Annotated in this window: 21 protein-coding genes; 4 read left to right on the top strand and 17 right to left on the bottom strand. The window is 54.1% G+C overall.

Annotated elements, in window-relative coordinates; genetic code table 11:
• Window positions 1-172 precede the first annotated feature (172 nt).
• On the top strand, window positions 173-2,473 hold the full coding sequence (locus tag INT19_RS17675) for a TOTE conflict system archaeo-eukaryotic primase domain-containing protein (RefSeq protein ID WP_442311560.1): 2,301 nt from the start codon (window positions 173-175) through the stop codon (window positions 2,471-2,473).
• A gap of 96 nt (window positions 2,474-2,569) precedes the next feature.
• On the opposite strand, the gene INT19_RS17680 is transcribed toward INT19_RS17675, so the two are convergent.
• The 14 genes from INT19_RS17680 to INT19_RS17745 all read right to left on the bottom strand — a co-directional run bounded on the left by INT19_RS17680 (window position 2,570) and on the right by INT19_RS17745 (window position 18,892).
• A complete protein-coding gene (locus INT19_RS17680) occupies window positions 2,570-2,863 on the bottom strand; it encodes a helix-turn-helix domain-containing protein (RefSeq protein WP_039860777.1) in 294 nt (97 codons plus the stop codon).
• A 26-nt stretch (window positions 2,864-2,889) separates the two neighbouring features.
• The gene (locus INT19_RS17685) at window positions 2,890-3,213 is read right to left on the bottom strand and encodes a type II toxin-antitoxin system RelE/ParE family toxin (protein ID WP_035565904.1); all 324 of its coding nucleotides are present in this window, start codon (window positions 3,211-3,213) and stop codon (window positions 2,890-2,892) included.
• Between the two features lie 578 nt (window positions 3,214-3,791).
• Window positions 3,792-4,331 carry a Gfo/Idh/MocA family oxidoreductase gene (locus tag INT19_RS17690; RefSeq protein WP_442311229.1) on the bottom strand — a complete coding sequence of 180 codons (540 nt, stop codon included), beginning with the start codon at window positions 4,329-4,331 and terminating at the stop codon, window positions 3,792-3,794.
• 11 nt (window positions 4,332-4,342) lie between these two features.
• Complete coding sequence (locus INT19_RS17695; protein ID WP_226912910.1) at window positions 4,343-5,155, bottom strand: 2-keto-4-pentenoate hydratase; 813 nt, start codon at window positions 5,153-5,155, stop codon at window positions 4,343-4,345.
• A gap of 14 nt (window positions 5,156-5,169) precedes the next feature.
• Window positions 5,170-6,636 (bottom strand): 2-hydroxymuconic semialdehyde dehydrogenase, encoded by a 1,467-nt coding sequence (locus INT19_RS17700; protein ID WP_193061698.1) that lies wholly within the window; start codon window positions 6,634-6,636, stop codon window positions 5,170-5,172.
• 219 nt (window positions 6,637-6,855) lie between these two features.
• Entirely contained in the window at window positions 6,856-7,788 is a 933-nt protein-coding gene (locus INT19_RS17705) for a LysR family transcriptional regulator (protein WP_193061699.1), read from the bottom strand.
• A 454-nt stretch (window positions 7,789-8,242) separates the two neighbouring features.
• A complete protein-coding gene (locus tag INT19_RS17710) occupies window positions 8,243-9,625 on the bottom strand; it encodes an L-serine ammonia-lyase (RefSeq protein WP_193061700.1) in 1,383 nt (460 codons plus the stop codon).
• Window positions 9,626-9,897: 272 nt separating this feature from the next.
• The gene (gene purU / locus INT19_RS17715; protein WP_089039309.1) at window positions 9,898-10,764 is read right to left on the bottom strand and encodes a formyltetrahydrofolate deformylase; all 867 of its coding nucleotides are present in this window, start codon (window positions 10,762-10,764) and stop codon (window positions 9,898-9,900) included.
• A 62-nt stretch (window positions 10,765-10,826) separates the two neighbouring features.
• Complete coding sequence (locus tag INT19_RS17720; protein WP_193061701.1) at window positions 10,827-11,462, bottom strand: sarcosine oxidase subunit gamma; 636 nt, start codon at window positions 11,460-11,462, stop codon at window positions 10,827-10,829.
• Window positions 11,455-14,505, bottom strand: a complete 3,051-nt coding sequence (locus INT19_RS17725; protein WP_193061702.1) for a sarcosine oxidase subunit alpha family protein — start codon at window positions 14,503-14,505, stop codon at window positions 11,455-11,457. Before INT19_RS17725 ends, INT19_RS17720 begins: the two co-directional genes overlap by 8 nt.
• A complete protein-coding gene (locus tag INT19_RS17730) occupies window positions 14,502-14,843 on the bottom strand; it encodes a sarcosine oxidase subunit delta (protein ID WP_038480866.1) in 342 nt (113 codons plus the stop codon). Before INT19_RS17730 ends, INT19_RS17725 begins: the two co-directional genes overlap by 4 nt.
• A gap of 25 nt (window positions 14,844-14,868) precedes the next feature.
• The gene (locus INT19_RS17735) at window positions 14,869-16,119 is read right to left on the bottom strand and encodes a sarcosine oxidase subunit beta family protein (RefSeq protein WP_193061703.1); all 1,251 of its coding nucleotides are present in this window, start codon (window positions 16,117-16,119) and stop codon (window positions 14,869-14,871) included.
• A gap of 47 nt (window positions 16,120-16,166) precedes the next feature.
• Window positions 16,167-17,480, bottom strand: coding sequence for a serine hydroxymethyltransferase (gene glyA, locus INT19_RS17740; RefSeq protein WP_193061704.1), 1,314 nt, complete (start codon window positions 17,478-17,480; stop codon window positions 16,167-16,169).
• Window positions 17,481-17,785: 305 nt separating this feature from the next.
• A complete protein-coding gene (locus tag INT19_RS17745; RefSeq protein WP_193061705.1) occupies window positions 17,786-18,892 on the bottom strand; it encodes an FAD-binding oxidoreductase in 1,107 nt (368 codons plus the stop codon).
• 361 nt (window positions 18,893-19,253) lie between these two features.
• On the opposite strand from INT19_RS17745, the gene INT19_RS17750 reads away from it, so the two are divergent.
• From INT19_RS17750 to INT19_RS17760, 3 genes are all read left to right on the top strand, one after another.
• Entirely contained in the window at window positions 19,254-20,540 is a 1,287-nt protein-coding gene (locus INT19_RS17750) for an aromatic ring-hydroxylating oxygenase subunit alpha (protein WP_193061706.1), read from the top strand.
• 177 nt (window positions 20,541-20,717) lie between these two features.
• Complete coding sequence (locus INT19_RS17755) at window positions 20,718-21,344, top strand: TetR/AcrR family transcriptional regulator (RefSeq protein WP_193061707.1); 627 nt, start codon at window positions 20,718-20,720, stop codon at window positions 21,342-21,344.
• Between the two features lie 132 nt (window positions 21,345-21,476).
• Window positions 21,477-23,528 (top strand): oxidoreductase, encoded by a 2,052-nt coding sequence (locus INT19_RS17760; protein WP_193061708.1) that lies wholly within the window; start codon window positions 21,477-21,479, stop codon window positions 23,526-23,528.
• 40 nt (window positions 23,529-23,568) lie between these two features.
• Here the strand turns inward: INT19_RS17760 and INT19_RS17765 are convergent, their stop codons facing one another.
• The 3 genes from INT19_RS17765 to INT19_RS17775 all read right to left on the bottom strand — a co-directional run bounded on the left by INT19_RS17765 (window position 23,569) and on the right by INT19_RS17775 (window position 26,872).
• Window positions 23,569-24,420, bottom strand: a complete 852-nt coding sequence (locus INT19_RS17765) for an ABC transporter permease (RefSeq protein WP_089039316.1) — start codon at window positions 24,418-24,420, stop codon at window positions 23,569-23,571.
• 3 nt (window positions 24,421-24,423) lie between these two features.
• Window positions 24,424-25,677 (bottom strand): ABC transporter permease, encoded by a 1,254-nt coding sequence (locus INT19_RS17770; protein ID WP_232471383.1) that lies wholly within the window; start codon window positions 25,675-25,677, stop codon window positions 24,424-24,426.
• 91 nt (window positions 25,678-25,768) lie between these two features.
• Window positions 25,769-26,872, bottom strand: coding sequence for an extracellular solute-binding protein (locus INT19_RS17775; protein WP_193061709.1), 1,104 nt, complete (start codon window positions 26,870-26,872; stop codon window positions 25,769-25,771).
• Between the last annotated feature and the right edge of the window lie 39 nt (window positions 26,873-26,911).

The raw sequence follows: 26,911 nt of genomic DNA on the forward strand, positions 1-26,911 counted from the left end.
TCAAAATAGATCGCCGTAAATTTTTATGGTGACGAGTGTGGTCTGTCAGCCGAGTGCTGACGATAAGCTAGACTACAAATAAGCGTCTCTAACCTGTTAAACCGTAGACCCCTATAGCTTTACTGGGCACGAGGTAGGTATCCGTACAGATCAAGAACTCGTCACTATTGAGCTGAGACTATCAGAGCTTGAACAAGAAAAGGCTGCTCTCCTTTCTCGAAAGCAAGAGCTGTATCGCTCTGCAAACCGACATGATTTACCGCTACTCACCCCTGGCCAGAAAGTTGAAGTATACCGAAAACTCTTTCGAGGCAGGCAGGATGTTTATGCGGTTCGCTGGCAGAGTTCCGGCGGTCGTTCCGGCTATGCTGTCGCTTGTGCGAACGAGTGGATGCCGGTCATCTGTCAGAAACCAAGGATCAAGTGCGGAGAATGTCGACACAAAAATTTCAAGCCCCTCGATTTTGATGCAGTTTATGACCACCTGTCTGGCAAACATGTGACCGGCCTTTACCCTTTACTGCCGGATAGCTCTTGTTACTTGCTGGCGGCGGATTTTGATAAGGGGGACTGGAAAGCGAATGTTCGTGCACTAGCCCAGGCCTGTCGTGGTGAAGGCGTACCCTATCTTATGGAGGTTTCTCGGTCCGGTGCGGGTGCCCATCTATGGGTTTTCTTTTCAGAAGCTGTTCAAGCTTCGTCAGCGAGGAGGTTGGGATTCAAATTGTTGGATAAGGCCATGGAGCTTCATCCAGGCTTATCCTTCGACTCCTATGACCGGCTATTTCCCAACCAAGACACCATGCCTGATGGTGGGTTTGGCAATCTGATTGCCCTGCCGCTTCAACACGAGGCGCGAAGTCGCGGATGCACCGTCTTCGTCGACGACAACTTTGCGCCATACCCGGATCAATGGGCACTGCTCAGTCAGCAACAGACACTTGCATCAGCTCAACTTGAAGAGCTGATCGGCAATGAGGCTAATTCCGGTGTGACTGTAGATACTGTGTTGCCGTGGGAGTCAACGTTACCGGTTGATACAGGGAAGCTTTCTGGATGTCCTGAAAGCATCACGCTCATCCTGACCAGTCACATTTATATAAAGTTATCAGGCATTCCAGGAACATTGGCGACACGAATAAAGCGAATGGCCAGCTTTGCTAATCCTGTATTTTTCAAAACACAGTCGCTTCGTTTCTCGACGCATGGCATCCCTCGCTACATATCATGCGCCCATATTGAGCAAGGTTATCTTTCTATTCCCAGAGGCTGCTTGGATGAGCTTCAAGATCTGCTGCTGAAACAGGGAATCACGGTGGACATTGATGACCGTAGAATATCAGGCCAGTTTTTACCTGGAGTCAGCCTAAAAGCAACGCTGCGTAGCGACCAGGACAAGGCGGTGCAGGCACTTATCCAACACGATACCGGAATACTTCATGCACCGACCGCTTTCGGTAAAACCGTAACGGCTATTGGCGTGATAACCAGGCGGCAAGTCAACACACTGATCCTCACGCACAGTCGTCAGCTACTTGATCAATGGAAGGAGCGACTCGACACCTTCCTTGAGGGTGCGCTCATCGGTGTAATTGGCGGCGGTAAAAAGAAACCTACTGGGCAGGTCGACGTTGCCACTTACCAAAGCTTGATCAATAAGAAAGACAATACAGTCTCGAAGCAGGTCAAGGAGTACGGGCAAGTCATCATCGATGAATGCCATCATATCTCAGCGCCACGTTACGAGATGTTGCTTAATGAGGTCAGCGCTCGATACGTCATTGGTTTGACAGCAACGCCTGATCGTCAGGATGGCCACCAAAAAATCATGTTGATGGTTGCAGGGCCCATTCGTCACAAAGCCCAGGCGCACCACAGTAACCGATTTATCCAACACGTCATTGTTCGAGAGCATCACGAAACGCCACCCACCCACATCTGCCAGCCTAGTGTGCGGCCCCATATCGCATCGGTTTACCATTGGCTTGCCCAGAGCAGCGCCCGAAATGAGGCCATTGTTCAGGATGTTGCAAGCTGTGCGCACAACCAAGCAAATTGCCTTGTGCTGACGGAACGACGAGAACATGCCGAGACCTTGGCGACACTGCTGGATGCTGAATCCATATCGTCAGTTATCTTACGTGGTGGGATGCGCGTCAAAGAGCGCCAGTTGGCAGAAAAAGAGTTGCATAGGGTTCAAGTCATCGTTGCAACTGGGAAATACATTGGAGAAGGCTTTGACTTGCCTCGACTGGACACCCTGTTTTTAGCTCTGCCCATCGCATGGAAAGGAACGCTGTCACAGTATGCAGGCAGACTCCATCGAGACACCGAAGGCAAACTAGAAGTCACTGTCTATGATTACTTGGATACTGGCCTGCCTATGCTTGAGCGAATGTTCCGAAAGCGTGAGAAAGGCTATAAGGCTATGGGGTATAAGTTTATCGCTTCCGGGCAAACCAGATTGCTTTAGCCTTTGAGAGGCAGTCAGTCGTTAAAAGCTCATCAAGTGAACTGAGGCCAAGAATTTCTTCACTTGTCTAGCTGAACCCAGTTTATCTGGTCACTCTCAGGCGGCTACTTCCTTCTCGTCTTCAATCTCCAGTTCGAGATGGAAGTTAGCTGGCCCCGTCAGGTTGACCAAAGCATCGAGACTGAACTTATTAATCTGGCCGTTCAGCAAGTCGTTGAGGCGGGGTTGGGTGATTCCCAGCCGATGTGCAGCCTCTTTCTGAGTAATATCCCACTCCCTTACACGGCCAGCAATCCTCGCCATGAGCTCGGAGCGCAGCCGCATGTTCAGCGCCTCTTCAGGAGTGTCCTCGATGGCGTCCCACACACTGTCGTAATACTCGATGGCCATTTTCTAACCTCGCTTGGTGGTTGGGCTCAGGGCAGCTCCTTGTATCGCTGCTTGCCCAAGTCGATGTCTTTTTTGGCGGTCTGCTGGGTTTTCTTCTGGAAGCAGTGGAGCACAAATACCGCGTCGCCCCGGTTGGCCACGTAGAAGACCCGAAAGGCGCCGTTGTGTTCCCGAATGCGGATTTCCATGACACCAGGGCCAACGCTTGGCATTGGGCGGAAATCGTCCGGCTGGCCTCCAGCCTGAATCTTGTCTATCTGAAACCCCGCTTCTCGCTTGGCGTCCAGAGAGAAGTCGCGCAGCCGATCCTTCGAGTCTCCAACGAATGCAACAGGTTTCTTGCGCGCCACGCTGGCTCCTTAACTGCCATAAATTTATATCAGTTCAGATATAATAAACTCATCAATCGAATGCTTCAAGCTGCTTCCACTGTAGCCGTATCACCAATAAGATGCCGTTGACTATTCGCACTTGGGTTGGCGGTCTCAATGACCAAATGCAATATCTGACCCTCCGGTATGGTTTTGCCACGACTCATTGCTATTGCGACCTCTCTACTGAAGACCGAGCCGCCATCATGCAGATGCGGGTTCACTACTAAATCCGAACCATCGCCCGACAATTGGAACATCCGCCCAGCGCCATCTCACGGGAACTGGCATACCAAACAATCCGTTCTGACAAAACCTATGATGCCAGTCTCGCCGGTTTCAGAGTCCGGCTAACCCGCTGCCGACCTCAGCAGCAGCCTAACGGTCATTTATGCTGTAAATTTTACATTTTATTTTGTGACACTCTTTAGCGTGCTAGATTGACCTTAAATTACCTAGACAGCATTTCAAAAACCGACGGAAACCCTTATATAGCAGGCTATTTAGACAAATTAACAACAAATAAAGCAGCGCTAAGAAAATCAAATCAATCCAGCTCATAACCCGAAGGTCATCGGTTCAAATCCGGTCTTGGCGCGGGTACCCGGGCCAGCAGACTTACTGGAAATAGAGGCGACTATCTCGCCATAGTGCACCCTAGCAACCTGGGCAACTGCTGCTACCATGGGGATGGTGGCTTGGCCGCCACACGTAACCATATTGATATTCGGGGCGTCCAGATGCTCATCCATATTGATCGACGGAATCACATAGGGACCAATGGCTGCCGGAGTCAGGTCGATGACGTTGATGCCGCGATCTTGTAGCATCTCGTTGTGACGCTTATGGGCGCCAGCAGAAGTGGCGTCAAAGACGATTTTGATGTCGTCAACATTCTCCATAGCCAGCAGACCATCAATTCCCTCGGCAGTCGTAGGGACGCCGAAGCGCTGGGCGCGCGCCAAACCGTCCGAGGCCGGATCAATTCCCACCATGGCTCCCATTTCAAGATACTGGCCGTGCCGCAGAATTTTAATCATCAGATCGGTGCCGATATTGCCGGAGCCAATGATGGCCACTTTGACTTTTTTGCTCATGATCTTTTCTCTCATTGTGGCTTGGCGAAAGCAGCGGTCACACCACCCAGGCCTTGTATTTCGGCGTGAAAGATATCGCCTGCAGCTGCGGGCACCATGGGGCCGAGAGCACCGGTAAGCAGGATGTCACCAGCGCGCAACGGCTCCCCAAAGCGGGCCATGGTATCGGCCAGCCATACGGCGGCATTCAAGGGATTGTCGAGACAGGCAGCACCCGCACCCACTGACACTGGCTCACCGCGCAAGGTCATCTTCATACCGCAACGCACTAAGTCGAGGGCTTCCAGCGTCACTGGACGGCTGCCGAGTACAAAACAGCCCGATGAGGCGTTGTCGGCGATGGTGTCCTCAAGGCGGATATCCCAGTTAGCAATGCGACTCCCCACCACTTCAATGGCAGGTAAAACGAAGGCGGTAGCCCGAATCAGATCCGCTAAGGTATGGCGCTCGTGATCCAAGTCATGCGCCAGCACCAGAGCGATCTCCGCTTCCACTTTGGGCTGAAGCACGGCATCCACTGCGATAGGCTGACCGTCCCCCACCGCCATATCGGCGAAAAGCACTCCGAAATCAGGCTGATTCACCCCTAACTGCTGCTGAACGGAGCGGGAAGTAAGCCCTACCTTGAAGCCCACTTGGCGACGCCCCTGCTTCCGGGCTAGGCGAGTGTTGTGCTGCTGGACGGTATAGGCTAAGGCCACCGGGTCAGCGGCGTTCTCCTCCACCTGGGCACGGGCAATCAGCTCACGCACCGGCTTACAGGGTTGTCCCGTCGCCTGGGCTTGGCTGAGGCACTCTGCGGCCTCGATCAGGGCAGTATGCATAGCAATCTCCTCGCTCACGGGTTAACGCAGATGGTGGTCAGTTCGGAATAAAAATCGAGGGAATGGCGGCCACCCTCGCGGCCAAGGCCAGAAAGCCGCGCTCCTCCGAAGGGCGTGCGCAAGTCGCGCAGGAACCAGGTATTGATCCACACCATGCCCACATGGAACTGACGGGAAACTCGGTGGGCACGGCCCAGATCCTGGGTCCAGAGGGCTGTTGCCAGGCCATAAACGGTATTGTTAACCCGCTCGATCACCTCATCCTCACGGTCGAAGGGGGCGATATGGCAGACAGGGCCAAAGACCTCCTCCTGGACACAACGAGCATCGTCTGACAGGCCGGTCCAGATAGTTGGTCGTACATAAGCCCCCTGATCGCGAGCATCGCCAAACGTTGGCACTTCGCCGCCAGTCACCACTGTGGCGCCCTCTTCCCGAGCTAATTCAAAGTAGCTGAGTACCTTCTCGCGATGCTGGCGAGAGATCATTGAACCCATATCAACACCGGGCTCGTCCGGATAGCCGATTTTGAGCCCTTCGGCTTTCTCCTTGAGAGCGGCCACGAAACGCTCAAAAATAGGACGCTCTACATAGACTCGCTCGGAGCAGAGGCACACCTGACCGGCATTGGTGAAACTGGAGCGGGCCACGCCAGCCACCGCCGCCTCAAAGTCGCAGTCAGCGAAGACCACGGCGGCATTCTTGCCGCCCAATTCGAAGGAAACGTCACGAACACCCTCGGCGGCCACCTTCATGATTTCACTGCCGGTGCGAGATTCACCGGTAAAGGTGATAGCGTCTACGTCGGGATGTTTGGTCAAAAACTCACCGGCAGAGCCTGGACCGAAGCCGTGGACCAGGTTGAATACGCCTTCAGGCAGCCCCGCGTCATGAATCACTTCGGCCAACAGAGTAGCTGTGGAGGGAGACTCTTCAGAGGGCTTAACCACTACCGAGTTACCGCAAGCCAGTGCGGGTGCCACCTTCCAGGTGAGCAACAGCATTGGTAGGTTCCAGGGGGAGATAATCGCAACCACACCGTGGGGTTTACGCACCGAGTAGCTGAAAACATCGCTGCCGTCGGGAGCACGCATCTCGAAGTAGTCGCCGCCAGACTGGCGGATAAGCTCAGCAAAGGTACGGAAGTTGTGCACACCACGCGCGATATCCAGACGACGGGCCTGCTCTACCGGACGACCGGTGTCGGCCACTTCAGCGGCCACAAATTCATCAAAACGGCTCTCGATACCCGCGGCGATGCGCATCAGCACATCGGCTCGTTCACTGGCACTGGTGCGGCCCCAAGGGCCGGTTTGGGCGGCTTTGGCGGCACTAACGGCGCGCCCCACTAAGGCTTCGTCGGCTTCACAGACCTGACTCAGCAAACGGCCATCAATGGGTGAGATATTGGGGAAAGTCTGTTCGGTGGCAAGAAATTCACCGCCGACATAATTGAGAAGCTGGGGAGCTGTGGTCGACACGGTTGTCTCCGAAACGTTGTTTTAATTCATTTCGGAAAGAGTGTAGGCAGAGCAGATATCATTTCATAATCAATAAAAACCCATTAGATATTTAAAAAAGGAATACCTGGCATTACCAGCGCCCAGCCCCCATCAAACCGCTAATCCAAAAGGGCATCTGGTTATATAAGCGTTGTAAACTCATAGCCATAGAACTCTGAGCGCAGAAATTCACTGAAGTCACGCTTCCTTGAGGCACTCACGAAACAGTTTTGCAGCAGGGCCTAACTCTCGACCAGAAGCGGAAAAGCAACCGATATCGCCAAAAGCCAGCGACTTTCCAAGCTTAAAAACCTTGAGTAGCCCCGCCTCTGCGAAAGGCGAAGCCGCCTCGTAAGGCATCAACGCAACGGTTTCTTGATCTTGCATCAAGGTTAAATTCGTCAGAATGGATAAAGACTCCACCACATTGCTGGGAACAGACAAACCCTCTTCAGCAAAAAGCTTATCGGCAGTACGTCTTAGTAATGACTCTCGAGTAGGCAGAACCCATGGAAAAGAATGTAACTTCTCAAGGGTCAGCGATTGGCTTTCGTGTAGGGGATGTTTCGAGCCAGCGACTATGCATAACTCTTCACTGTAGAGAGTGTCCACCGTAAGGCTATTAGCCTCATCTCGCCAACGCCAATCATCAGGGACACGTCCAACCACTAAGTCAACGTCGCCCACTTCCACTGCCGGAAACAGTTGATCCATCTGGCCGACACGCAAAGATACCATGACGTTGGGTGCTCTTTGCTTAAGCAACTGAATTGCTTTTGGAAGTAAGGAAACTGAAGCCGAAATCAACGTGCCGACGACGACATGACCGCTAGTTCCCTCCTGAAAAGCATTCACTTCGTCTGTCAGACTACGCAGCTCTGCCATCAGCAGCTTTGCACGTTTCAAAACAAGCTCACCTAGCTCAGTGGGAACTACCCCTCGGTTTCCCCTGACGAGAAGCGGGCTGTCAAAATACACTTCTAAATCATGTATCACTTTGCTAACGGCTGGCTGTGTCAGATTGAGCACCTGGGAAGCTCGTAGCATTGAGCCGCTTAAAACGACCTGCTCAAAGACCATTAGCTGATGAAATTTTAACTTACGCGTAATAGAGGAATCTGTGTATTTCATAGCTTTATGGCATACCGAGTGGTTGGTAATCTTGAGACAAGTAAACCTCCAGGGAACATGGTCATGCCGTGCAAAACAACGCTGCCAGCGTTAGAGCCAGTCACATTTCCATGGAGCAACCACTCGAAAAGTGGATAACCGTAAGTACACCCTACTAATGGTATGAGTATCAATAATTTCTCAAGTATTGTTGGAAAAGCTCATGCTGCAACACTCCAACATAGAAAAGCCGCTACTAAAAAGTAGCGGCTTCATACTGCCAGCATGGCACTAACGTTTCAGAAGCTGAATACCGTAATAGCCGGGGCTCGCATCATCTCTGCCATTGGTCCTGACGCCGCAACACCAACGCCATCAAGTAAATCTTCTTGGGAGTCATCGGTGTTAGGCATGCCGACAATGAAGCGCACCCAAACGACTGATAATTTAACTACCCTGCCGAATACATTAGCGATCAGCATTCAATAGCATTGACGGCCAGTCCACCTTTGGATGTTTCCTTATATTTATCAAGCATATCCCTCCCCGTGTCGCGCATAGTGCGAATGACCTTATCCAACGATATAAAGTGAGTACCATCACCGTGCAATGCCATTTGCGCTGCATTAATGGCTTTTACGGTGGCAATAGCGTTGCGCTCGATACACGGCACCTGAACCAGCCCTCCCACCGGGTCGCAGGTTAATCCTAAATTGTGTTCCAGGCCGATTTCGGCCGCATGCTCTACTTGCTCGGGCGTTCCTCCCATCACATCCGCTAAGCCAGCTGCCGCCATGGCGCACGCCGAGCCCACTTCCCCCTGGCAGCCCACCTCTGCCCCTGATATCGACGCGTTCTTCTTACAGAGAATGCCAATGGCACCTGCCGCTAGCAGAAAATCCACGACGTTTTTCTCGCAGGCGTTGGGCTGAAATTTCATATAGTAGTGCAGAACGGCGGGAATAATGCCTGCAGCGCCGTTAGTGGGCGCCGTTACCATGCGCCCTCCTGCGGCATTCTCTTCATTAACCGCGAGGGCAAAAATATTGACCCACTCCATTGCTGAAAATGTCGATGCGATTAGGCAATCATTCTGCTCAGCGGCTAAAAGCCGCTGATGCAATAGCTTAGCTCTGCGCTTCACGTTTAACCCACCCGGCAATATCCCTTCATGGGCTAACCCGTTGTCAATGCATTCACACATGACTTGCCAGATTCGCCATAGCTCATTTCTGACCTCGTCTTCCGTCCGCCATACTTTCTCATTCTCTAGCATTAAGCGGCTAATACTCAGCTGCTCTTTTTTACATAATGCTAGCAGTTCTTCAGCTGTATCGAAGTTGTAGGGAATAGTTGCCCCATCAAAGTCCTCTAACGGCATATCCACCTGGGCTTGTTCAACAACAAAACCGCCCCCTACCGAGTAGTAGATATTTTCATGCAGCAACTCACCTTGATGTGTAAAGGCAGCAAGCCGCATGGCATTAGGATGATGAGGCAAACTCTCTTCATGGAAATAAATATCGCGATTCCAATCAAAAGCAATTTTTTTTTGGCGTCCAAGTTCTAATAACTGACTCTCTTTAAGCGACGCAATAGATGGCCCAATAATCAAAGGATCAATCGTGTCGGGGCGCTCACCCATTAGCCCCATAATAATCGCGTGATCCGTTGCGTGCCCTATACCCGTCGCTGACAGTGAGCCATAAAGATGAACGTCTAGACGGGCCACTTCATCAAGAAGGTCGGCTTCGCGTAGTGATGTAACATACTTAAAAGCGGCCTGCATGGGCCCTACGGTATGGGAACTGGAGGGGCCTACTCCAATCTTAAAAAGGTCGAAAACACTGATAGGCATTGGAGCACCTCTTGACGTATAAACAGGGGAAACTCAGGCGGCGCCTGAAAGTTTTAATAAGTTATTGATGTGATGAAAAATAAAACGAAACTATCTTTTATGGATAAGTTTTTATTTTTATAAACCGAAATTCTTAAGCACGCATTAGCATGCTTATACATAACTAAGGGCTACCTAGCGAACTAAAAAACGCTTGGTGCTGACAGTAGCCCCGTTATAAAAGCGCGCTATAACTGTGTGTATTTATCGTTAATAGCTATAAGCAAAAAACCTTAGTTACCAAACACCACTGTACGCCCAGAATAAAAGAACACACGACGTTCCAAGTGATAGCTAATCGCTCTAGCCAGCGTCAGGCACTCGATATCCCTTCCCTTGGCAACCAGATCCTCTGGGTAGTGGGTGTGATCCACTGGCTCGACCCCTTGAGCAATAATTGGCCCTTCATCAAGGTCATTATTAATATAATGTGCCGTTGCCCCCACTAGCTTGACGCCTTTTTCGTACGCCTGATGATAAGGCTTAGCGCCTTTAAAACCGGGCAGTAGCGAGTGATGAATATTGATAGCGCGCCCGGCTAATAGTTCACACATTGAGGGGGAGAGTACCTGCATATACCTTGCCAGCACCACCAGCTCAGCGTCAGTATCCGCGATGATTTCGCGTATCTGCGCTTCCTGCTGCAATTTCGTCTCGGGCGTGATCGGCAGGTAGTGATAGGGCAAATCGTGCCATGCTGCCAACGGCTCCAGATCAGGATGGTTGGAAATCACCGCTTTGATATCCAGCGGAAGCTGGCCCGTCCGATAACGGTAGAGCAGATCATTCAAGCAGTGATCGGCCTTGGAGACCATAATCACGGCGCCTGTGCGTTTGCCCGGCGCCGTCAGCTCAAACTGCATATCGAATTCGCCTGCCCGCGCTGTAAAATCGGCGTGGAAGCGCTCTTCATGGAAGTCGTCTCGCTCTGGACGAAACTCGGCACGAATGAAAAAGCGTCCGCCAAGCCGGTCATCGAAAGAGTTAAGCTCAGTGATATAGCACTGCTGCTCTTTTAAAAAGCGCGTGACGACGTCCACCGTTCCCAAACGGCTTGGGCATTGGGCGGCAAGTATCCAGGTATCACTCATTCGGCTCATAATGCATGTATCTCTGTTAGCGGCAGAAGATAGCGGCCGAAACAGCGTTTCGGCCTGCCTGCTTATTGTTCTACGTTCACGCCATACTCTGCTGCTGCATCCAGTAGCCAGCGGTAGCAGTAGTCGGCAAAACTGCGCCGCACGACTAACTCCCAACGCTCCTCACTGGGCCGACGAAGGATGGTCGTGGCCTTGGCGAAAACGGTAGTAACACCTTTGCCCACGGGAAAATGGCGGGGATGAACGTCGTAGATCACCGCTTTCATCAACAGCTCGCGGGCCGCCTCTCCGGTAATCTCTAACACCGTCTGCCCACCGCTGACATCGCTGATGGCGTAATGGGAATCCCCCAAACGCTCCCGCAGCTGCGTCTCTAGCGGGAATTCCTCACCGCTAGGCACAATCACCAGCCACTCGTCAGGGGAAAGCCACTGAATGGACCGCTCGCCGCTGGCATCCTGCACTAGCGCCTGGGGCTTGCCAGGCAGACTAATCCCCAGCACATCGCGCACCGCCTCATCGAGAACGATAGCACCGCCTCGTAAGATCAGATGCCCAAGCATTGCCCGCTCGCGTAGCTGAACCCGACTTGAACTACCAGCACGAGGAGCGCCGCTATGACGGTAGCTAAAGGCTAACGGAGACTCTACCGGGATAGCGGTATCAGTACGGGTATCGAAAGTGGCCGCATTAGACATTTTGGCGCTCTCCCTTGGGATCATAAAAAATGGTGCTGACAATTTCGGCTTCGTGAACTTGGCCGTCTGCCATGGGCAGATAGACGGTTTCGCCCATTTTCTTGAGGCCGCCCTTAACCACCGCTAAGGCAAATCCAGAGTCCAGAATTGGGCTGTAGTAGCTTGAGGTCACATGCCCTGCCATCGGCATTGGGATCGCATGCTTGGGATCAAACACAATCTGGGCGCCCTCTTCCAGCACCACCGTAGGGTCCTTCGGTTTGAGCCCCACTAGCTGCTTGCGGTTTTCGCGCTTGGTATCCGTTCGCGTCAGGGCTCGCTTACCAATCCATGAGAAAGGCTTGTCGTAACCTACGCACCACTGCATGCCCAGGTCTTCCGGCGTTACCGAGCCGTCGGTTTCCTGGCCAACGATAATAAAGCCTTTTTCAGCACGCAGGACGTGCATGGTCTCTGTGCCGTAGGGCGTCAAGCCATACTTTTCGCCATGCTTGAACAGGGTCTGCCACACGTGCATGGCGTAGTTGGCTTGAACGTTAATCTCAAAGGTCAACTCACCGGTAAAGGAGATCCGATAAACACGCGCAGGCACCCCGGCCACTTTTCCAGCACGCCACTCCATAAACTTAAAGCTATCGCGGTCGAGATCGATATCCGTCATCTCAGCCAGCAGTTTGCGTGCTTCGGGGCCAGTGATCGTCATGGTGGCCCAGTGGTCAGTCACTGAAGAGAAGTAGACATCCAGTTCTGGCCACTCGGTCTGATGCCATAACTCCAACCATTCCAATATCGCTGCTGCACCACCGGTGGTGGTGGTCATCAAAAAGTGATTTTCAGCAAGACAGCTAGTCACACCGTCATCGGTGACCATGCCATCATCTTTGCACATCAAGCCATAACGGCACTTACCAACTGCCAACTTCTCCCACTTGTTGGTATAGACACGCGCCAGGAATTCACGTGCATCCGGCCCTTGAATGTCGATCTTGCCAAGCGTCGAAGCATCGAGAATACCCACTTTCTCGCGCACCGCTAAACATTCCCGGGCGACCGCTTCGTGCATGGTCTCGGTCTTGCCATTCACCTTCTGTGGGTAGTACCAGGGACGCTTCCACTGACCGACATCCTCAAACTCGGCGCCGCGCTCAACGTGCCACTGATGAAGAGCGGTATAGCGCTCGGGATCGAACAGATCACGGCAGTGGCGACCCACAATGGCGCCAAAGGTCACCGGCGTATAATTTGGCCGAAATACCGTGGTGCCCACCTCGGGGATGGAGCGATTCAGGCAGCGAGCTGCAATGGCCATACCGTTAATATTGCCCAACTTGCCTTGGTCGGTACCGAAACCCATCGCGGTATAGCGCTTAATATGCTCGATAGACTCAAAGCCCTCCCGGGTAGCCAGTTCGATGCCCGCCGCAGTGACGTCGTTCTGCAGGTCAACGAATTGCTTCGGCCCGCGCAGCGTGGGTTTCTCATGGGGAACCTGGAAAAGTGCCACCGCAGGCCCCTGCTGGAGACGTTCAACGCTAGGCAGGTTAACCGGCTGAGCCGCGTGGCCTGTGGCTGCCGCTGCTTTAATACCAGCCTCAACCCCCTCAGCAAGTACGTCTCCCAACGCATAGGTGCCATTAGCGCCACCGCAGGCATGAACGCCCTTCACTAGCCCTGGTACAAAGCCGAGGATATCGTCACGCCAAGTAGGCCGCGCGCCGGTATGGGAAGCCAAGTGGATGACCGGACTATAGCCACCTGAGCTAGCAATAGTGTCGCAGGCCAATTCCTGGACTGGGCCGCTGACTCGGTAAGCGCCAATATCGATCTTGGCCACCCGTGCGGCAGTGACTCGATTGCTGCCTTTCGCCTCGATAACGGCACTGCCGGTGATGATCTTGATACCTTGGGCGCGGGCGGCATCGACCCAATCCCCTGCAGGTGCTTCGCGGGCATCAACAACCGCCACCACCTCGCAGCCTGCTTCCTTCCAGTCTAAGGCGGCGCGATAGCCATCATCGTTGCTGGTAGAGAGCACCAGTTGGCGACCTGGCACGACACCATAGCGTCGAATGTAGGTAGAAACAGCGCTTGCCAGTAGGTTGCCTGGAACGTCATTTCCCGCATACACCAATGGCCGCTCGTGAGCGCCTGTGGCTAAGATCACCTGACCAGCGCGAACTCGATGCATGCGGGAGCGTACCGGGCGGCGGCCATTGACGACAGGCGCCGTTTCGCCCAGATGCTCAGTACGCCGCTCGTACAGTGTCACAAAATTGTGATCGTGATAACCGTTAGCCGTGGTGCGTGGCAGCAGTGTGACGTTGTCACATCCGGCTAGCTCTTCAAGCACTCGAGCAACCCACTGGTCTGCCGACTTGCCATCCAGAGTTTCGCGGCTACCCAACAGTGAGCCGCCCATCTCTTCTTGCTCATCGGCAACGATCACCCGCGCACCGCCACGGGCAGCAGCCAATGCTGCAGACAAGCCAGCCGCGCCAGCGCCAACGACCAGCACATCGCAGTGTTGATGAAGGTGGTCATAGCTGTCTGGATCGGCTTCCATAGGGCTACGGCCCAGACCTGCCGCTTTGCGAATGTACTTTTCGTAGGTCAGCCACATCGACGCTGGTGCCATAAACGTCTTGTAGTAGAAGCCCGGCGGCATAAATTGCCCACCTAACTTGCCTATCAAGCCCATCAAGTCGCGCTGTACATTAGGCCAACCGTTGGTGCTACAGGCGGCTAATCCATCAAACAGTGCTTGCTGGGTAGCGCGAACATTGGGCACCTGTGCCGCTTCGGTACTGCCTAATTGAACAATGCCATTGGGTTCTTCAGCGCCTGCGGCGACGATGCCTCTGGGGCGGGAATACTTAAAGCTGCGGTTAACGATATCCACACCGTTAGCCAGCAGCGCCGAAGCCAGGGTATCTCCAGGATGCCCTTGGTAACGCTGACCGTTAAAGGTAAAGCTCAACGTGCGAGAGCGATCGATTCGGCCGCCTGCCTTTAGGCGGAACACTTGTTGCTTAGACTGACTCATGCCCGCACTCCTTCCTGATGGCTTACCGCTGCCGCCTCGCGAGGCTGCTTTTGGCTGTCGGCAGTTATCGTCGGCTGCTCGCCCATTTTGTAGGTCTCGAGAATCTCGTAGCTCACCGTATGACGCGTCACGTTGAAGAACTTGCGGCAACCTACCGCATGCACCCACATTTCGTGATGCACCCCTCTGGGGTTGTTGCGGAAGAAAAGGTAGTTCCCCCACTCTTCATCGCTACACGCCTCGGGCTCTTTGGGTCGCTCAATATGCGCCTGGCCCTTGGGGTGAAACTCCTCTTCCTCACGGTGCTCGCCGCAGTAGGGGCAATAGATATAAAACATGACGAATACTCCTCTCGTATGAACCCTAGTGGGCCACGCCGGCGGCGCCGTGCTCATCAATCAGCGCACCGCTATGGAAGCGGAACATGGAGAACGGCTCAGCAATGGGGTGCATCTCACCCTTAGCCAAGCTGGCAGCGAACACGTGACCCGATCCTGGAGTAGCTTTGAAGCCACCCGTGCCCCAACCACAGTTGAAGAACAACCCCTTCACCGGTGTTTTAGAGATAATCGGACAGGCATCCGGACAGGTATCGACAATACCGCCCCACTGACGATTCATACGCACCCTAGAGAAGATCGGGAACATCTCGACGATCGCCTGAAGGGTGTGTTCCACGGTAGGATAGCTACCGCGCTGACCATAGCCGTTATAGCCGTCAATGCCAGCGCCGATGACTAGGTCGCCTTTATCAGACTGACTGATATAGCCATGTACGTGATTAGACATCACCACGGTATCGAGAATCGGTTTGATCGGCTCGGAGACCAGGGCTTGTAGCGGGTGAGATTCCAAAGGCAACTGAAAGCCGCCCATATTGGCCAACACACCAGAATTACCGGCGGTCACACAGCCCACTGTCTTGGCTTCGATATCGCCACGGTTGGTGTGCACACCGTAGATCCTACCGTCACGGATTTTGAAGCCGGTAACTTCGGTCTGCTGGAGGATGTCCACCCCGTGAGCATCAGCACCGCGCGCATAGCCCCAGGCCACAGCATCATGCCGCGCTACCCCAGCACGCGGCTGCCAGGAAGCGCCCATCACTGGATAGCGAGCATTCTTGGAACAATCCATGATTGGCACCAGCGCCTGCACACCCCTGGTGTCCAGCACTTCGCCATCAATGCCGTTTAGGCGATTCGCGTTAACCCGGCGCTGGATATCGCGCATATCTTGCAGGGTATGCCCCAGGTTGAGCACCCCTCGCTGGGAGAACATGACGTTGTAGTTAAGGTCTTGGGAAAGCCCTTCCCACAGCTTCATGGCATGTTCGTAAAGGGCAGCCGATTCGTCCCATAAGTAGTTCGAACGCACGATAGTCGTATTACGGGCGGTATTACCACCGCCCAACCAGCCCTTCTCGATCACCGCGACATTCTTGACACCGAATTCTTTGGCCAAGTAGTAAGCCGTGGCCAAACCGTGGCCACCACCACCGACGATGATCACATCGTACTGCTTTTTAGGCGTGGGATTGCGCCATTGGCGCTCCCAGTTTTCATGGTGGCTCAGCGCGTGCTTGACCAGGCCGAAGCCGGAATAGCGTTGCATAGTGGTCTCCTTAGTTCAGCCGCGCCGGGCCTTGCCGGCAAGCCGATTCAAGCAATAGATTCGACGGCTTCAGCGACAGCTTCAGCATAGACAGGGTGCCGGGCACACACGTCACTCACTTTAGCCAGCACCTCGGCCTCGATGGCAGCGGTATCACTCCCAGCAGCTAATACGTCTAGGATGTCGCAACTCCAGCCAGCTAGTTCGCCACACTCTTGGGCATTGAAGCCACGCGTGGTGACCGCGGGGGTACCAATACGTAGACCCGATGTCACGAAGGGGCTCTGCGGGTCGTTGGGCACCGTGTTCTTATTAACGGTGATATGCGCGCGGCCCAATGCGGCATCCGCATCCTTACCCGTGACGCCCTGCTGGATAAGCGAGACTAAGAAAAGATGATCTTCGGTACCACCCGACACGACATCATAGCCGCGCTCCATGAATACGTTGGCCATGGCTTGGGCGTTGTCAATCACCTGCTGCTGGTAACGCACAAACTCCTGGCTCATGGCTTCCTTGAACGCCACCGCTTTCGCCGCGATAACATGCATCAATGGGCCACCTTGTTGGCCTGGGAAGACCGCACCATTAAGCTTTTTGTAGAGCGCCTCGTCGCCATCCGCAGACAGAATCAGACCACCGCGGGGGCCACGCAGCGTTTTGTGGGTAGTCGTGGTGACGACGTGGGCATGAGGCAGCGGGCTCGGATAAAGGTTAGCTGCCACTAAACCTGCAACGTGGGCCATGTCGACCATTAAGTAAGCACCCACTTCATCAGCGATAGTGCGGAAACGACGCCAATCCACCACGCGAGAGTAGGCAGAGAAACCGGCAATGATCATTTTCGGCTGATGCTCACGGGCCAAACGCTCAACTTCTTCGTAATCGATCTCACCGGTTTCCGGCTTGAGGCCGTACTGAACAGCGTTGTAGTGTTTGCCCGAGAAGTTCGGGGCGGCGCCGTGGGTTAAATGGCCGCCGTGGGCAAGGCTCATACCTAGAATAGTATCGCCAGGTTTGACCAGCGCCATAAACACAGCGGCATTTGCCTGAGCACCGGAATGCGGCTGCACATTGGCATAATTGGCACTAAATAAGTTGCAGGCACGTTCAATGGCTAAGGCCTCAACCTTGTCGACGAATTCACAACCACCGTAGTAGCGACGGCCTGGATAGCCTTCCGCATACTTGTTAGTCAGTTGGGTACCCTGCGCTTCCATGACAAGTTGACTGGTGTAATTTTCGGAGGCGATCAGCTCAATATGCGCTTCTTGGCGTACCGTTTCTTCAGCAATTGCTTCTGCAAGCAAACTGTCGTAACTGGCCAAACGTGCTTTTGGGGAAAAATTACTTTGAAGCATTATCGCCTCCTGATGAGTGACTTTTTTATTAAGTGCTGGACGTTCTCTTTAACGCTGACAAACCAAGCTTTCTATCAACCAGAGTTTCTATCAACCAAGGTTCCTATCAACGTTTTCTTACCGCGATACTATCGTTGGTTTCCTAGCCCAAGATACTTGTTGACGTCACCACTCGATGCATTTGCGACATCGACATCAATTAGCCAGGCTGCGCAGATAGATCGTCATTGATTACCCATAAAAAAGCGCCCTAAACGGCAAAAGCCATAAAGGGCGCTTTACTGAAGTATTAAAAAATGACTGCGTTAAAAATCGACGACGAGGTCCCCTTTAGGACGACTGCAGCAAGATAGAATGTATCCTTCTGCGACATCCTCATCCGTAATGCCCCCGTTATGCTCCATATCTACCTCCCCCGACTTGAGCTCTACACGGCAAGTACCGCATATCCCCATACCACATGCTTTGGGGATATGCAGACCCAACTTCGCCGCGGCTGCATGCACTGTTTCGCCAGGCTGAATGCGCACACTTTTGCCGGTCGATGCGAACTCAATGCAGTGCAAGTCATTGCTATCAACATTTTCAGCATCGACTTCTGCTTGCTCGGCCAGCTCACGCACATCATCACGAACGTCGACAGGCGTGGCGCCAAACGACTCTTCGTGATAATGGCTCATATCAAAGTTATGGTGCTGCAAAATACGCTTGATGGCGTTCATGTAGGGAGTCGGGCCGCAACAAAAGATCTCCCTCTCCATAAAGTCCGGCACCATTAATTCAAACAGCGGCTCGGTGAGATACCCCCGGTAGCCAGCCCATGCCTCACCAATATCCTCTTTACTCTCACAGATAATATGCAGTTTGAATTCGGGGATACGCGAAAACATATGCACCAATTCACGATGATAAATGACATCGCGGGGAGCTCGAGCACTATGTATAAATTCAACATCCACAGCGGCATTAGTATCAAAAAGCCAACGTGTCATGGACATTAAAGGGGTAATGCCAACACCGCCAGAGAGGAACAACACTTTCTCGGCGGGAAAGTCGATCGAGTTAAAGTTACCGACTGGCCCATGCACCACCAGCTCGTCGCCTATTTTTAAATTGGCATGCAGCCAATTGGAAACCTTGCCTCCCGGCACCTGCTTAACAGTGATCGAAAAGCTGTAAGGAATAGAGGGTGAGCTTGAGATTGTATAGGAGCGCATGATCGGCTGATTATCGATCTCAAGCTCAAGGGTCACAAACTGGCCAGGCTTGAAGAAGAACAGTACGGGTTGCTCCGCCATAAAACAGAACGTGCGTACATCTTGGGTTTCTTGGATCACCTTAACGCAACGTACCTGGTGGCGGCCGTTAGTCCAGGTTTGGGTCGTGACCGGGTTAAAGAAATTAGTTGTCATTATCGCCTCTGCCTGACCAGCCTTCATCGCTATGCATTACCGAACCATATTCGCTATAGCCCAGCACCGTTGATGTGCATTTTGGGGACGCTCCTCTTAGCCGACTTACCTGACAACGACGCGCACTTACCTCGTGCCACTCTTTATTGCTTAGAAAGCTCTTCTTTAGTCGCCGTTACGCCACCTGATGTCGCGGGCAGATAACTGGTAGGGGTTAGCCTGCAACACAATCAGACACTGACATCAGGCCCCATTCGAATAAAACGCCAGGTTACGCAACAGAACAACAAGATAAACAATCTTGACTAACGGCCGCCACGCAGCCCTTGAGGGGAAAGCGGAGGTTTACGAGGATACTGGTATGGAAAAAAGTGTTTCTAATATGATGGACGACCCACTCACTGCGGCTCGTGAGTCAACGGCCCATATGCTGCAGGAAAGGGCGCGTACCTTTTCTCTTCCGCAACCGTTTTATAACGATGCCCGACTGTTTGCTCTTGATATGCAAGAGATTTTCGAAAAAGAGTGGTTGTTCGCAGGCATGACATGCGAGATCCCCACCAAGGGTAACTTCATCACCTTGGATATTGGCGACAACCCCATTGTTATTGTGCGCGGTAGTGAAGGCGTTATTCATGCGTTTCACAATGTGTGCCGCCATCGCGGTTCGCGTCTGTGCGTTAAAGATAAGGGCAAGGTAGCAAAACTCGTCTGCCCGTATCATCAGTGGACTTACGAGCTTGATGGCCGATTGCTGTTTGCCGGTAGCGACATGGGCACTGACTTCGACCTCAACCAGTTTGGCCTCAAGCCGGTCAACGTCCAAACAGCTGGCGGCTTCATCTTTATCAACCTGAGCGATGAACCACCTGCCATTGACGATTTTCTGACAACGCTTGAGCACTATCTCGAGCCGTACCAGATGGACAACGTCAAGGTTGCCACCGAATCCAGCATCGTCGAGCAAGCCAACTGGAAACTCGTGATCGAAAACAACCGCGAGTGCTACCACTGTAACGGCGCCCACCCTGAACTGCTTAATTCGTTGCAGGAGTTTGATGATACCGACGACCCCCGCGCAACACCCGCTTATAAAGCGCTGGTGGCACGTAAACAAGCAGATTGGGATGCCGAGCAGGTGCCCTACCAGTTAAAGCGGCTTGGTAAACGCAACCGCCTGACGCGTACGCCACTGCTGGATGGCATTGTCTCCATGACAATGGATGGTAAGCCCGGCAGCAAGAAACTGATGGGACGTTTATCAAGCCCCGATATGGGCTCACTGCGTATCCTTCACCTGCCCAACTCATGGAACCATTTCATGGGCGATCACGCGGTGGTATTTCGCGTATTGCCAATTGGTCCGCAGCAAACCGTGGTAACCACCAAATGGCTGGTTCACAAGGATGCCGTAGAAGGCGTCGACTACGATCCCGAGCAGCTTCGCCGAGTATGGGATGCCACCAACGACCAGGATCGCCAGCTCGCCGAAGAGAACCAGCGCGGCATCAACTCAAAGGCTTATCAGCCTGGGCCTTATTCCGAAACCTATGAGTTCGGTGTTATCGACTTTGTCAATTGGTACGCCGCCCGCATGCTTGAGAATCTAGGCCACGAGGCTCCCGTGTTACAGTTAGCGCAAGGCTGACGTTTGCAGAGTAATTTCCCCATCCATCTGGCCCGCTTATGCGGGCCAGACTTGTTTAGCGGCGTGCATAGAGATTGATTGTCACCTTCACCAGAACTCAGCCGAGAACGCTAACCACGTGTACACATAAAAGACACATGTGTACACTGCATCGCAACACTCCTAAAGGTTAGCCCCATGCCCTCCCCCAATACGTCCGCCACCAAGGGCTCCCAAGACGTCTGGCTTGATGCAGCGTTTGAGACGCTACTGGAATCGGGCATCGATAGCGTCCGCATTCTGCCCCTGGCCAAGCGCCTAAAGCTTTCTCGGACCAGTTTCTACTGGTTCTTTAAGGACCGTGAGTCACTGCTGGAAGCACTGATCGCACGCTGGCGTGAAAAGAACACCCAGGGACTAGTGCATCAGACTGAAGCTTATGCCGAGAATATCGTCGAGGCGATGCTTAATGTCTTCGACTGCTGGTTAGACCCTAACTTATTCGACTCCCCGCTAGAGTTCGCCATGCGCAGTTGGGCACTGCAGTCGGCGCCGGTGGTGAGTGAAATCGAGACTGCCGATGCCACACGTATCGAAGCCCTGACACGCATGTTCCAGCGCTACGGTTATGATTCACTGGCGGCCAACGTTCGTGGCCGCACGATCTACCTAACCCAGATCGGCTATATCTCGATGAAGACGCAGGAGCCGATCAAAGTACGCATGCAGCGCATCCCCGCCTATGTCGCAATATTCACCGGCCAGTCTCCTGACGCAAGGGAGCTGCAACGCTTCCATGCCCGCCATGGGTACATAGAAGAGTAGTCGGCCGATACGATAAGCGACGGGTTTATGTCAGTTACCGCCCCGCCAACGTACACCAATGAACATTAAATTGACAGATATGAACATCGGCACCTAACTTTGTTAAATACACAACAAAATAGAGTGCTACCCATGGCTAACGATCCGCTGTTGCAGCCCTTCCAACTCAAACACCTGACCCTAAAAAACAGGCTTATGATGACAGCTCATGAGCCCGCTTATCCTGAGGATGGGATGCCCAAAGCACTCTACCGTGCCTACCACGTCGAACGGGCCAAGGCAGGTCTTGGCCTGACCATGACGGCAGGATCCGCGGCGGTAGCAAAAGACAGCCCGCCGGTGTTCAACAATATTCTCGCCTATAAGGATGAAGTCGTACCTTGGATGCGTGAGCTGACCGATGCCTGCCACGAGCACGGTACCGCGGTAATGATCCAACTGACTCACTTGGGCCGACGTACCCGCTGGGACAAAGGTGACTGGTTGCCAGCAGTGTCGCCTTCGCATCGCCGCGAGGCATCCCACCGCGCCTTTCCCAAACAGGTCGAGGACTGGGATATCGAACGTTTGATCCGTGACTACGCCGATGCTGCCGAACGCATGCACGCTGCCGGTCTCGATGGCATCGAGCTGCAGGCCTACGGCCACCTGATGGATCAGTTTTGGTCGCCACTGACCAATACCTTAGAGGAACCTTATGGTGGGGATCTCGATAACCGACTGCGTTTCACCTTTGACGTGCTGCGCGCCATTCGCCAGCGAGTTGGTGAGGCGTTCATCGTCGGCGTTCGCTATACCGGCGACGAAATGCTATCGGGTGGACTGACATCCAGTGATGGGCTGGAGATCTCACGACGCTTGAAGAGTAGCGGCCTGATAGACTTCCTCAACGTGGTTCGCGGCCACATCGACACCGACGCGGGGCTCACCGACGTGATTCCCATCCAAGGCATGCCCAGCGCCCCGCACCTGGATTTTGCCGGAGAAATACGTCGTGAGACCGATTTCCCCACTTTTCATGGCGCCAAGATCCAGGATGTCGCCACTGCCCGTTATGCCATCGCCTCCGGCAAGGTCGACATCATCGGCATGACCCGTGCCCACATGGCCGACCCGCACATCGTGCGCAAAATCGTAGAGGGGCGAGAGGAAGAGATCCGCCCCTGCGTTGGCGCCAACTACTGCCTTGACCGCATCTATCAAGGCGGTGCCGCCTACTGCATCCATAACGCGGCCACCGGGCGTGAAACCAGCATGCCCCACACCATTTCCAAAGCGGCACAGCAACGGCGAGTCGTCATTATCGGCGCAGGTCCAGCGGGATTAGAAGCCGCTCGTGTTGCCGGCGAGCGTGGCCATTCGGTGGTGATATTAGAAGCTGCCAGCGATGCTGGAGGGCAGATACGGCTCACGGCGCAGAGTGAGCGACGTCGCGAGATGCTGGGCATCATCGATTGGCGTCTGTCGCGCTGCGAGGCACTCGGTGTCGAGATCCGCTACAACGTCTGGGCCGAAGCCGAGGACGTGCTCGCCGAAAAACCTGATGTGGTGATCGTGGCCACCGGCGGCTACCCCATGGAAGACCAACCCACCGTCGGCCACGACTTAGTGATCAACACCTGGGACATTCTTTCCGGGCACGTGCCGCCGGGCAAGCGGGTATTACTGTTCGACGATGCAGGCGACCATGCCGCCTTGCAGGCGGCAGAGATCATTGCCGCCACGGGAGCAGAGCTTGAGATTATGACGCCGGACCGCACCTTCTCCGCAGAGATCATGGCCATGAACCTGGTGCCCTACATGCGCTCCCTACAGCGCGCCAACGTCATATTCACACCGACTTACCGACTGAAGTCCGTGCAGCGCGACGGCAACCAACTGCTCGCCGAAATCACCAGCGATTATGTTGTTCACGGCCAGCAGGATAAGGGGTATGAGCGGCGCATCGACCAAGTGGTGGTCAACTACGGCATTACACCGATGGCCGAACTCTATTTTGAGCTAAAGCCGCACTCCAGCAACCGCGGCGAGGTGAATTACGATGACCTAATCGTGGGCGCCCCCCAGAGCATAACGCGCAATCCGGATGGCAGCTTCCAACTGTTCCGTATCGGTGATGCCGTCGAGTCCCGCAATACTCACGCGGCCATCTACGACGCGCTTAGGTTGGTCAAAGACCTTTAGTTTTCGCATCAAACCGGCGCGGTAAAAACGCTGCTTGGGCTTAGTCGGGAGAGAGCCCCCGCAGACGCTCACTGCGACGGCGTAGCAGCTCAAGTGTGGTAAGCAGCAGCATCGAGAGCAGCACCAGCAGGGTCGCCACAGCGAGAATCGTTGGGCTGATCTGCTCGCGAATGCCCGACCACATCTGAATCGGCATGGTACGTTGCTCGGGCCCGGCAATGAACAGCACCACCACCACCTCGTCGAAGGACGTAATGAAAGCAAACAACGCTCCTGATACCACCCCTGGTGTTACCAGTGGCAGCACCACCTTAAAGAAGGTCCGTGTCGGGTTAGCGCCGAGGCTATGCGCCGCGCGGATCAGCGTGGTGTCGAAGCTCGATAGCGTAGCGGTTACGGTGATGACCACGAAGGGAATGCCGAGCGCCGTGTGGGCCAGGATCACGCCTACGTAGGTCTGGGCGAGATTGACCTTGGAAAAAAAGAAAAACATCGCCGCCGCTGAGATGATCAACGGCACGATCATCGGCGAGATCAACAGCGCCATGATCGCGCCACGCGCTGGCATATGCCGACTCGACAACCCTAACGCCGCCACCGTCCCTAGCACTGTGGCTAGCAGCGTGGACGCAATACCGATGATAAAGCTGTTCTTGATGGCATTGAGCCACTCACTCGATGTAAAGAAGTCCTGATACCAGCGCAACGAATAACCGGCTGGGTCGAAAGTCAGCATTTCCTTACTGAAGGTGAAGTAGGGCTGCGCGTTGAATGACAGCGGTATGATCACCAATAGCGGCCCGATCAGGAATAGGAACACCAGGCCGCAGATAGCCAGAAAGATGTAATGCCAAATGCGCTCGCCACGGGTGGCGTAGGAAGGAATAGCCATCGTTTACCCCAGCTTGACCTTGTCGACGCCGATCAGACGATTGAATACCAAATAACAGATAATCACCACGAACAGCAGGATGGAGGCAATCGCAGCCGCCAGTCCCCAGTTGAGCGATGTCTGCATATGGTAGGCGATGTAATTAGTGATGAAGCGACCCGACTGCCCACCCACCAACGCCGGTGTGATGTAGTAGCCAATCGACAGTATGAATACCAAGATGCCACCAGCGGCGATGCCTGGGATGGTCAGCGGAAAATAGACTCGACGAAAACTGAGAAACGGCTTGCCGCCCAACGAGCGCGCGGCGCGCATATAGCTGGGTGGAATGGTCTTCATCACCGAGTAAAGCGGTAGAATCATGAAAGGCAGCAGAATATGCGTCATGGCGATGATCGTGCCCATCTTGTTGTGGATCATCTGCCACCTCGCCTCATCGGCGATCACGCCGAGGGCTACCATCACGTCATTGAGCACCCCCTGCGACTGCAGGATGGCAATCCAGGTAGTGGTGCGCACCAGCAGCGAGGTCCAGAACGGTAGCAGTACCAGGATCATCAGCAGATTGGAGTGACGCGTCGGCAGGTTCGCCAGCAGAAAGGCCACCGGAAAACCGAGCGCTAGCGTCAGGCCCGTGATGACAGCGCTCATCCATAGCGTTCGCCAAAACAGGGTGGCGTGGATCTGCATATGTTCCGGCACTTTGGCGATCTCGCCGTCCGCGTTCAACTGACGGTCGACCGCTGCCAGATAATACGAAATGGTGTAGGGCGACGCCTCACGCTGGATCAGCTTCCAGGTATCGAGTTCTCCCCAGGTATCGTTGACCTCGATCAGAGACTCGCGATACGGCGGTTCCAGCCTACCAACACGTCGCGCCGTGCGGCTAATGGTCGAACGCATGCCCGACTTTTCATAGTTCAGCCGGCTGGACAACAACCCCAGGTTGCGTTCCTGCTGTCCGACACGAAGGTCCTCAGCCAAGGCGGCAAAGGCGGCTTCATCGGGTAATGACTCCCCATTCCAGCCTTCCAGCGCTGAAACGGTTCGTGATAGATGGGTAGACACTTCAGGGTTATCGACACTGCGCCACAGCATTTCGAACAAGGGCATCAGAAAGGCGATAAACAGGAATGCCAGTAGCGGCGCAACCAGCAGCAGCGCCTTGATTTTCGAGCGTCGTACGGTGCGACGCAGGCTAACCTTGAGCGGCACGCCATCGGCCGTTGTCAGAGGAGCTGCAAGCGGTTCGGACACGTAGATCTCTCCGTCAGGCAAGAAAAGCGATCAGCAACGATCGGCTATCGGTTATGCCGCCGCCCGATTGTCGACGGACGGCGGCAGCGCCTTACTGGGATAGCCAGGCGTTAAAGCGCTGGGTCAGCTCATCGTTGTAGTCAGCCCAAAACAGGTCATCTTTTTGCAGTGCCGTTGCGAAGTTAGGTTCGTGGGTTGGCATGTGCGGCGTCATATCGATACCGGTTTCGGCATGGGTGGACACCAGCTCAGAGGAAGAAAGACGTGCCGGGCCATAGGAAATGTACTGAGCCTGATCGGCGAGTCGCTGGGTATCGGTGGCGAAATGGAGATAATCCTTCACCTTGTCGAGCTTGCCGGTGGGCACAACCCAGCCATCTAGCTCGAACACCTGCGCATCCCAAATGATCTCGAAGGGTTGGTCTTCAGTGACCATGGCATTGAAGATCCGACCATTGTAGGCGGAGGCAAAGGCGACTTCCTGATCGGCCAACAGCTGAGGCGGCTGGGCACCCTCTTCCCACCAGATGACTTCATCCTTGATGGTATCCAGCTTGTCGAAGGCACGCTGCACGCCTTCTTCGGTCTCAAGCATGGCGTAGACCTCATCACGCTCGACACCATCGGCAATCAAGGCCCATTCCATATTGTTAATTGGCTTGCGCAGCAGAGCCCGCTTGCCGGGGTAGTTCTCCAGGTCGAAGACATCCTCGATGGTGCTGGGCTGAGCGTCCTCTGGGAACATCTCGCTATTGAAGGCGACAATATTGGAATAGACGATGGACGCCACAAAGCAGTCCCCCAAGCCCCCCTCGACGAAGTCCTCACTTGGCGGCGTGCCATCCGGGGCGTCGGCCAGCAGCTCATCGTGGTCGAGGGGCTCGATAAGCCCTTCGTCACAAGCGATCATGGCATCGGCGGGGAGCATGTCGACTAAATCCCAGGTCACGTTGCCAGCCTGAGATTGAGCACGCAGACCGGCCAAAGCGTTACCACTGCGGTCGATATTGACAATCTCGTCACCCGTCTTCTCTATCCACGGCTTATCGTAAGCCTCGTGCTGGCTCATGCTGTAAGCACCGCCCCAAGAAACAATATTCAGCGTCTGCTGAGCATGGGCACTAACCGCCACGGCAAGTGCCGACATCCCCACGGCAGCGATACTTGTCTTAACAACGCGATTGCTGATTTTCATAGAGATTCTCCGTTTGCTGTTGTCATCGCCGCCGGCACC

This window comes from Halomonas sp. 3A7M, assembly GCF_014897875.1.
GTDB lineage: Bacteria > Pseudomonadota > Gammaproteobacteria > Pseudomonadales > Halomonadaceae > Vreelandella.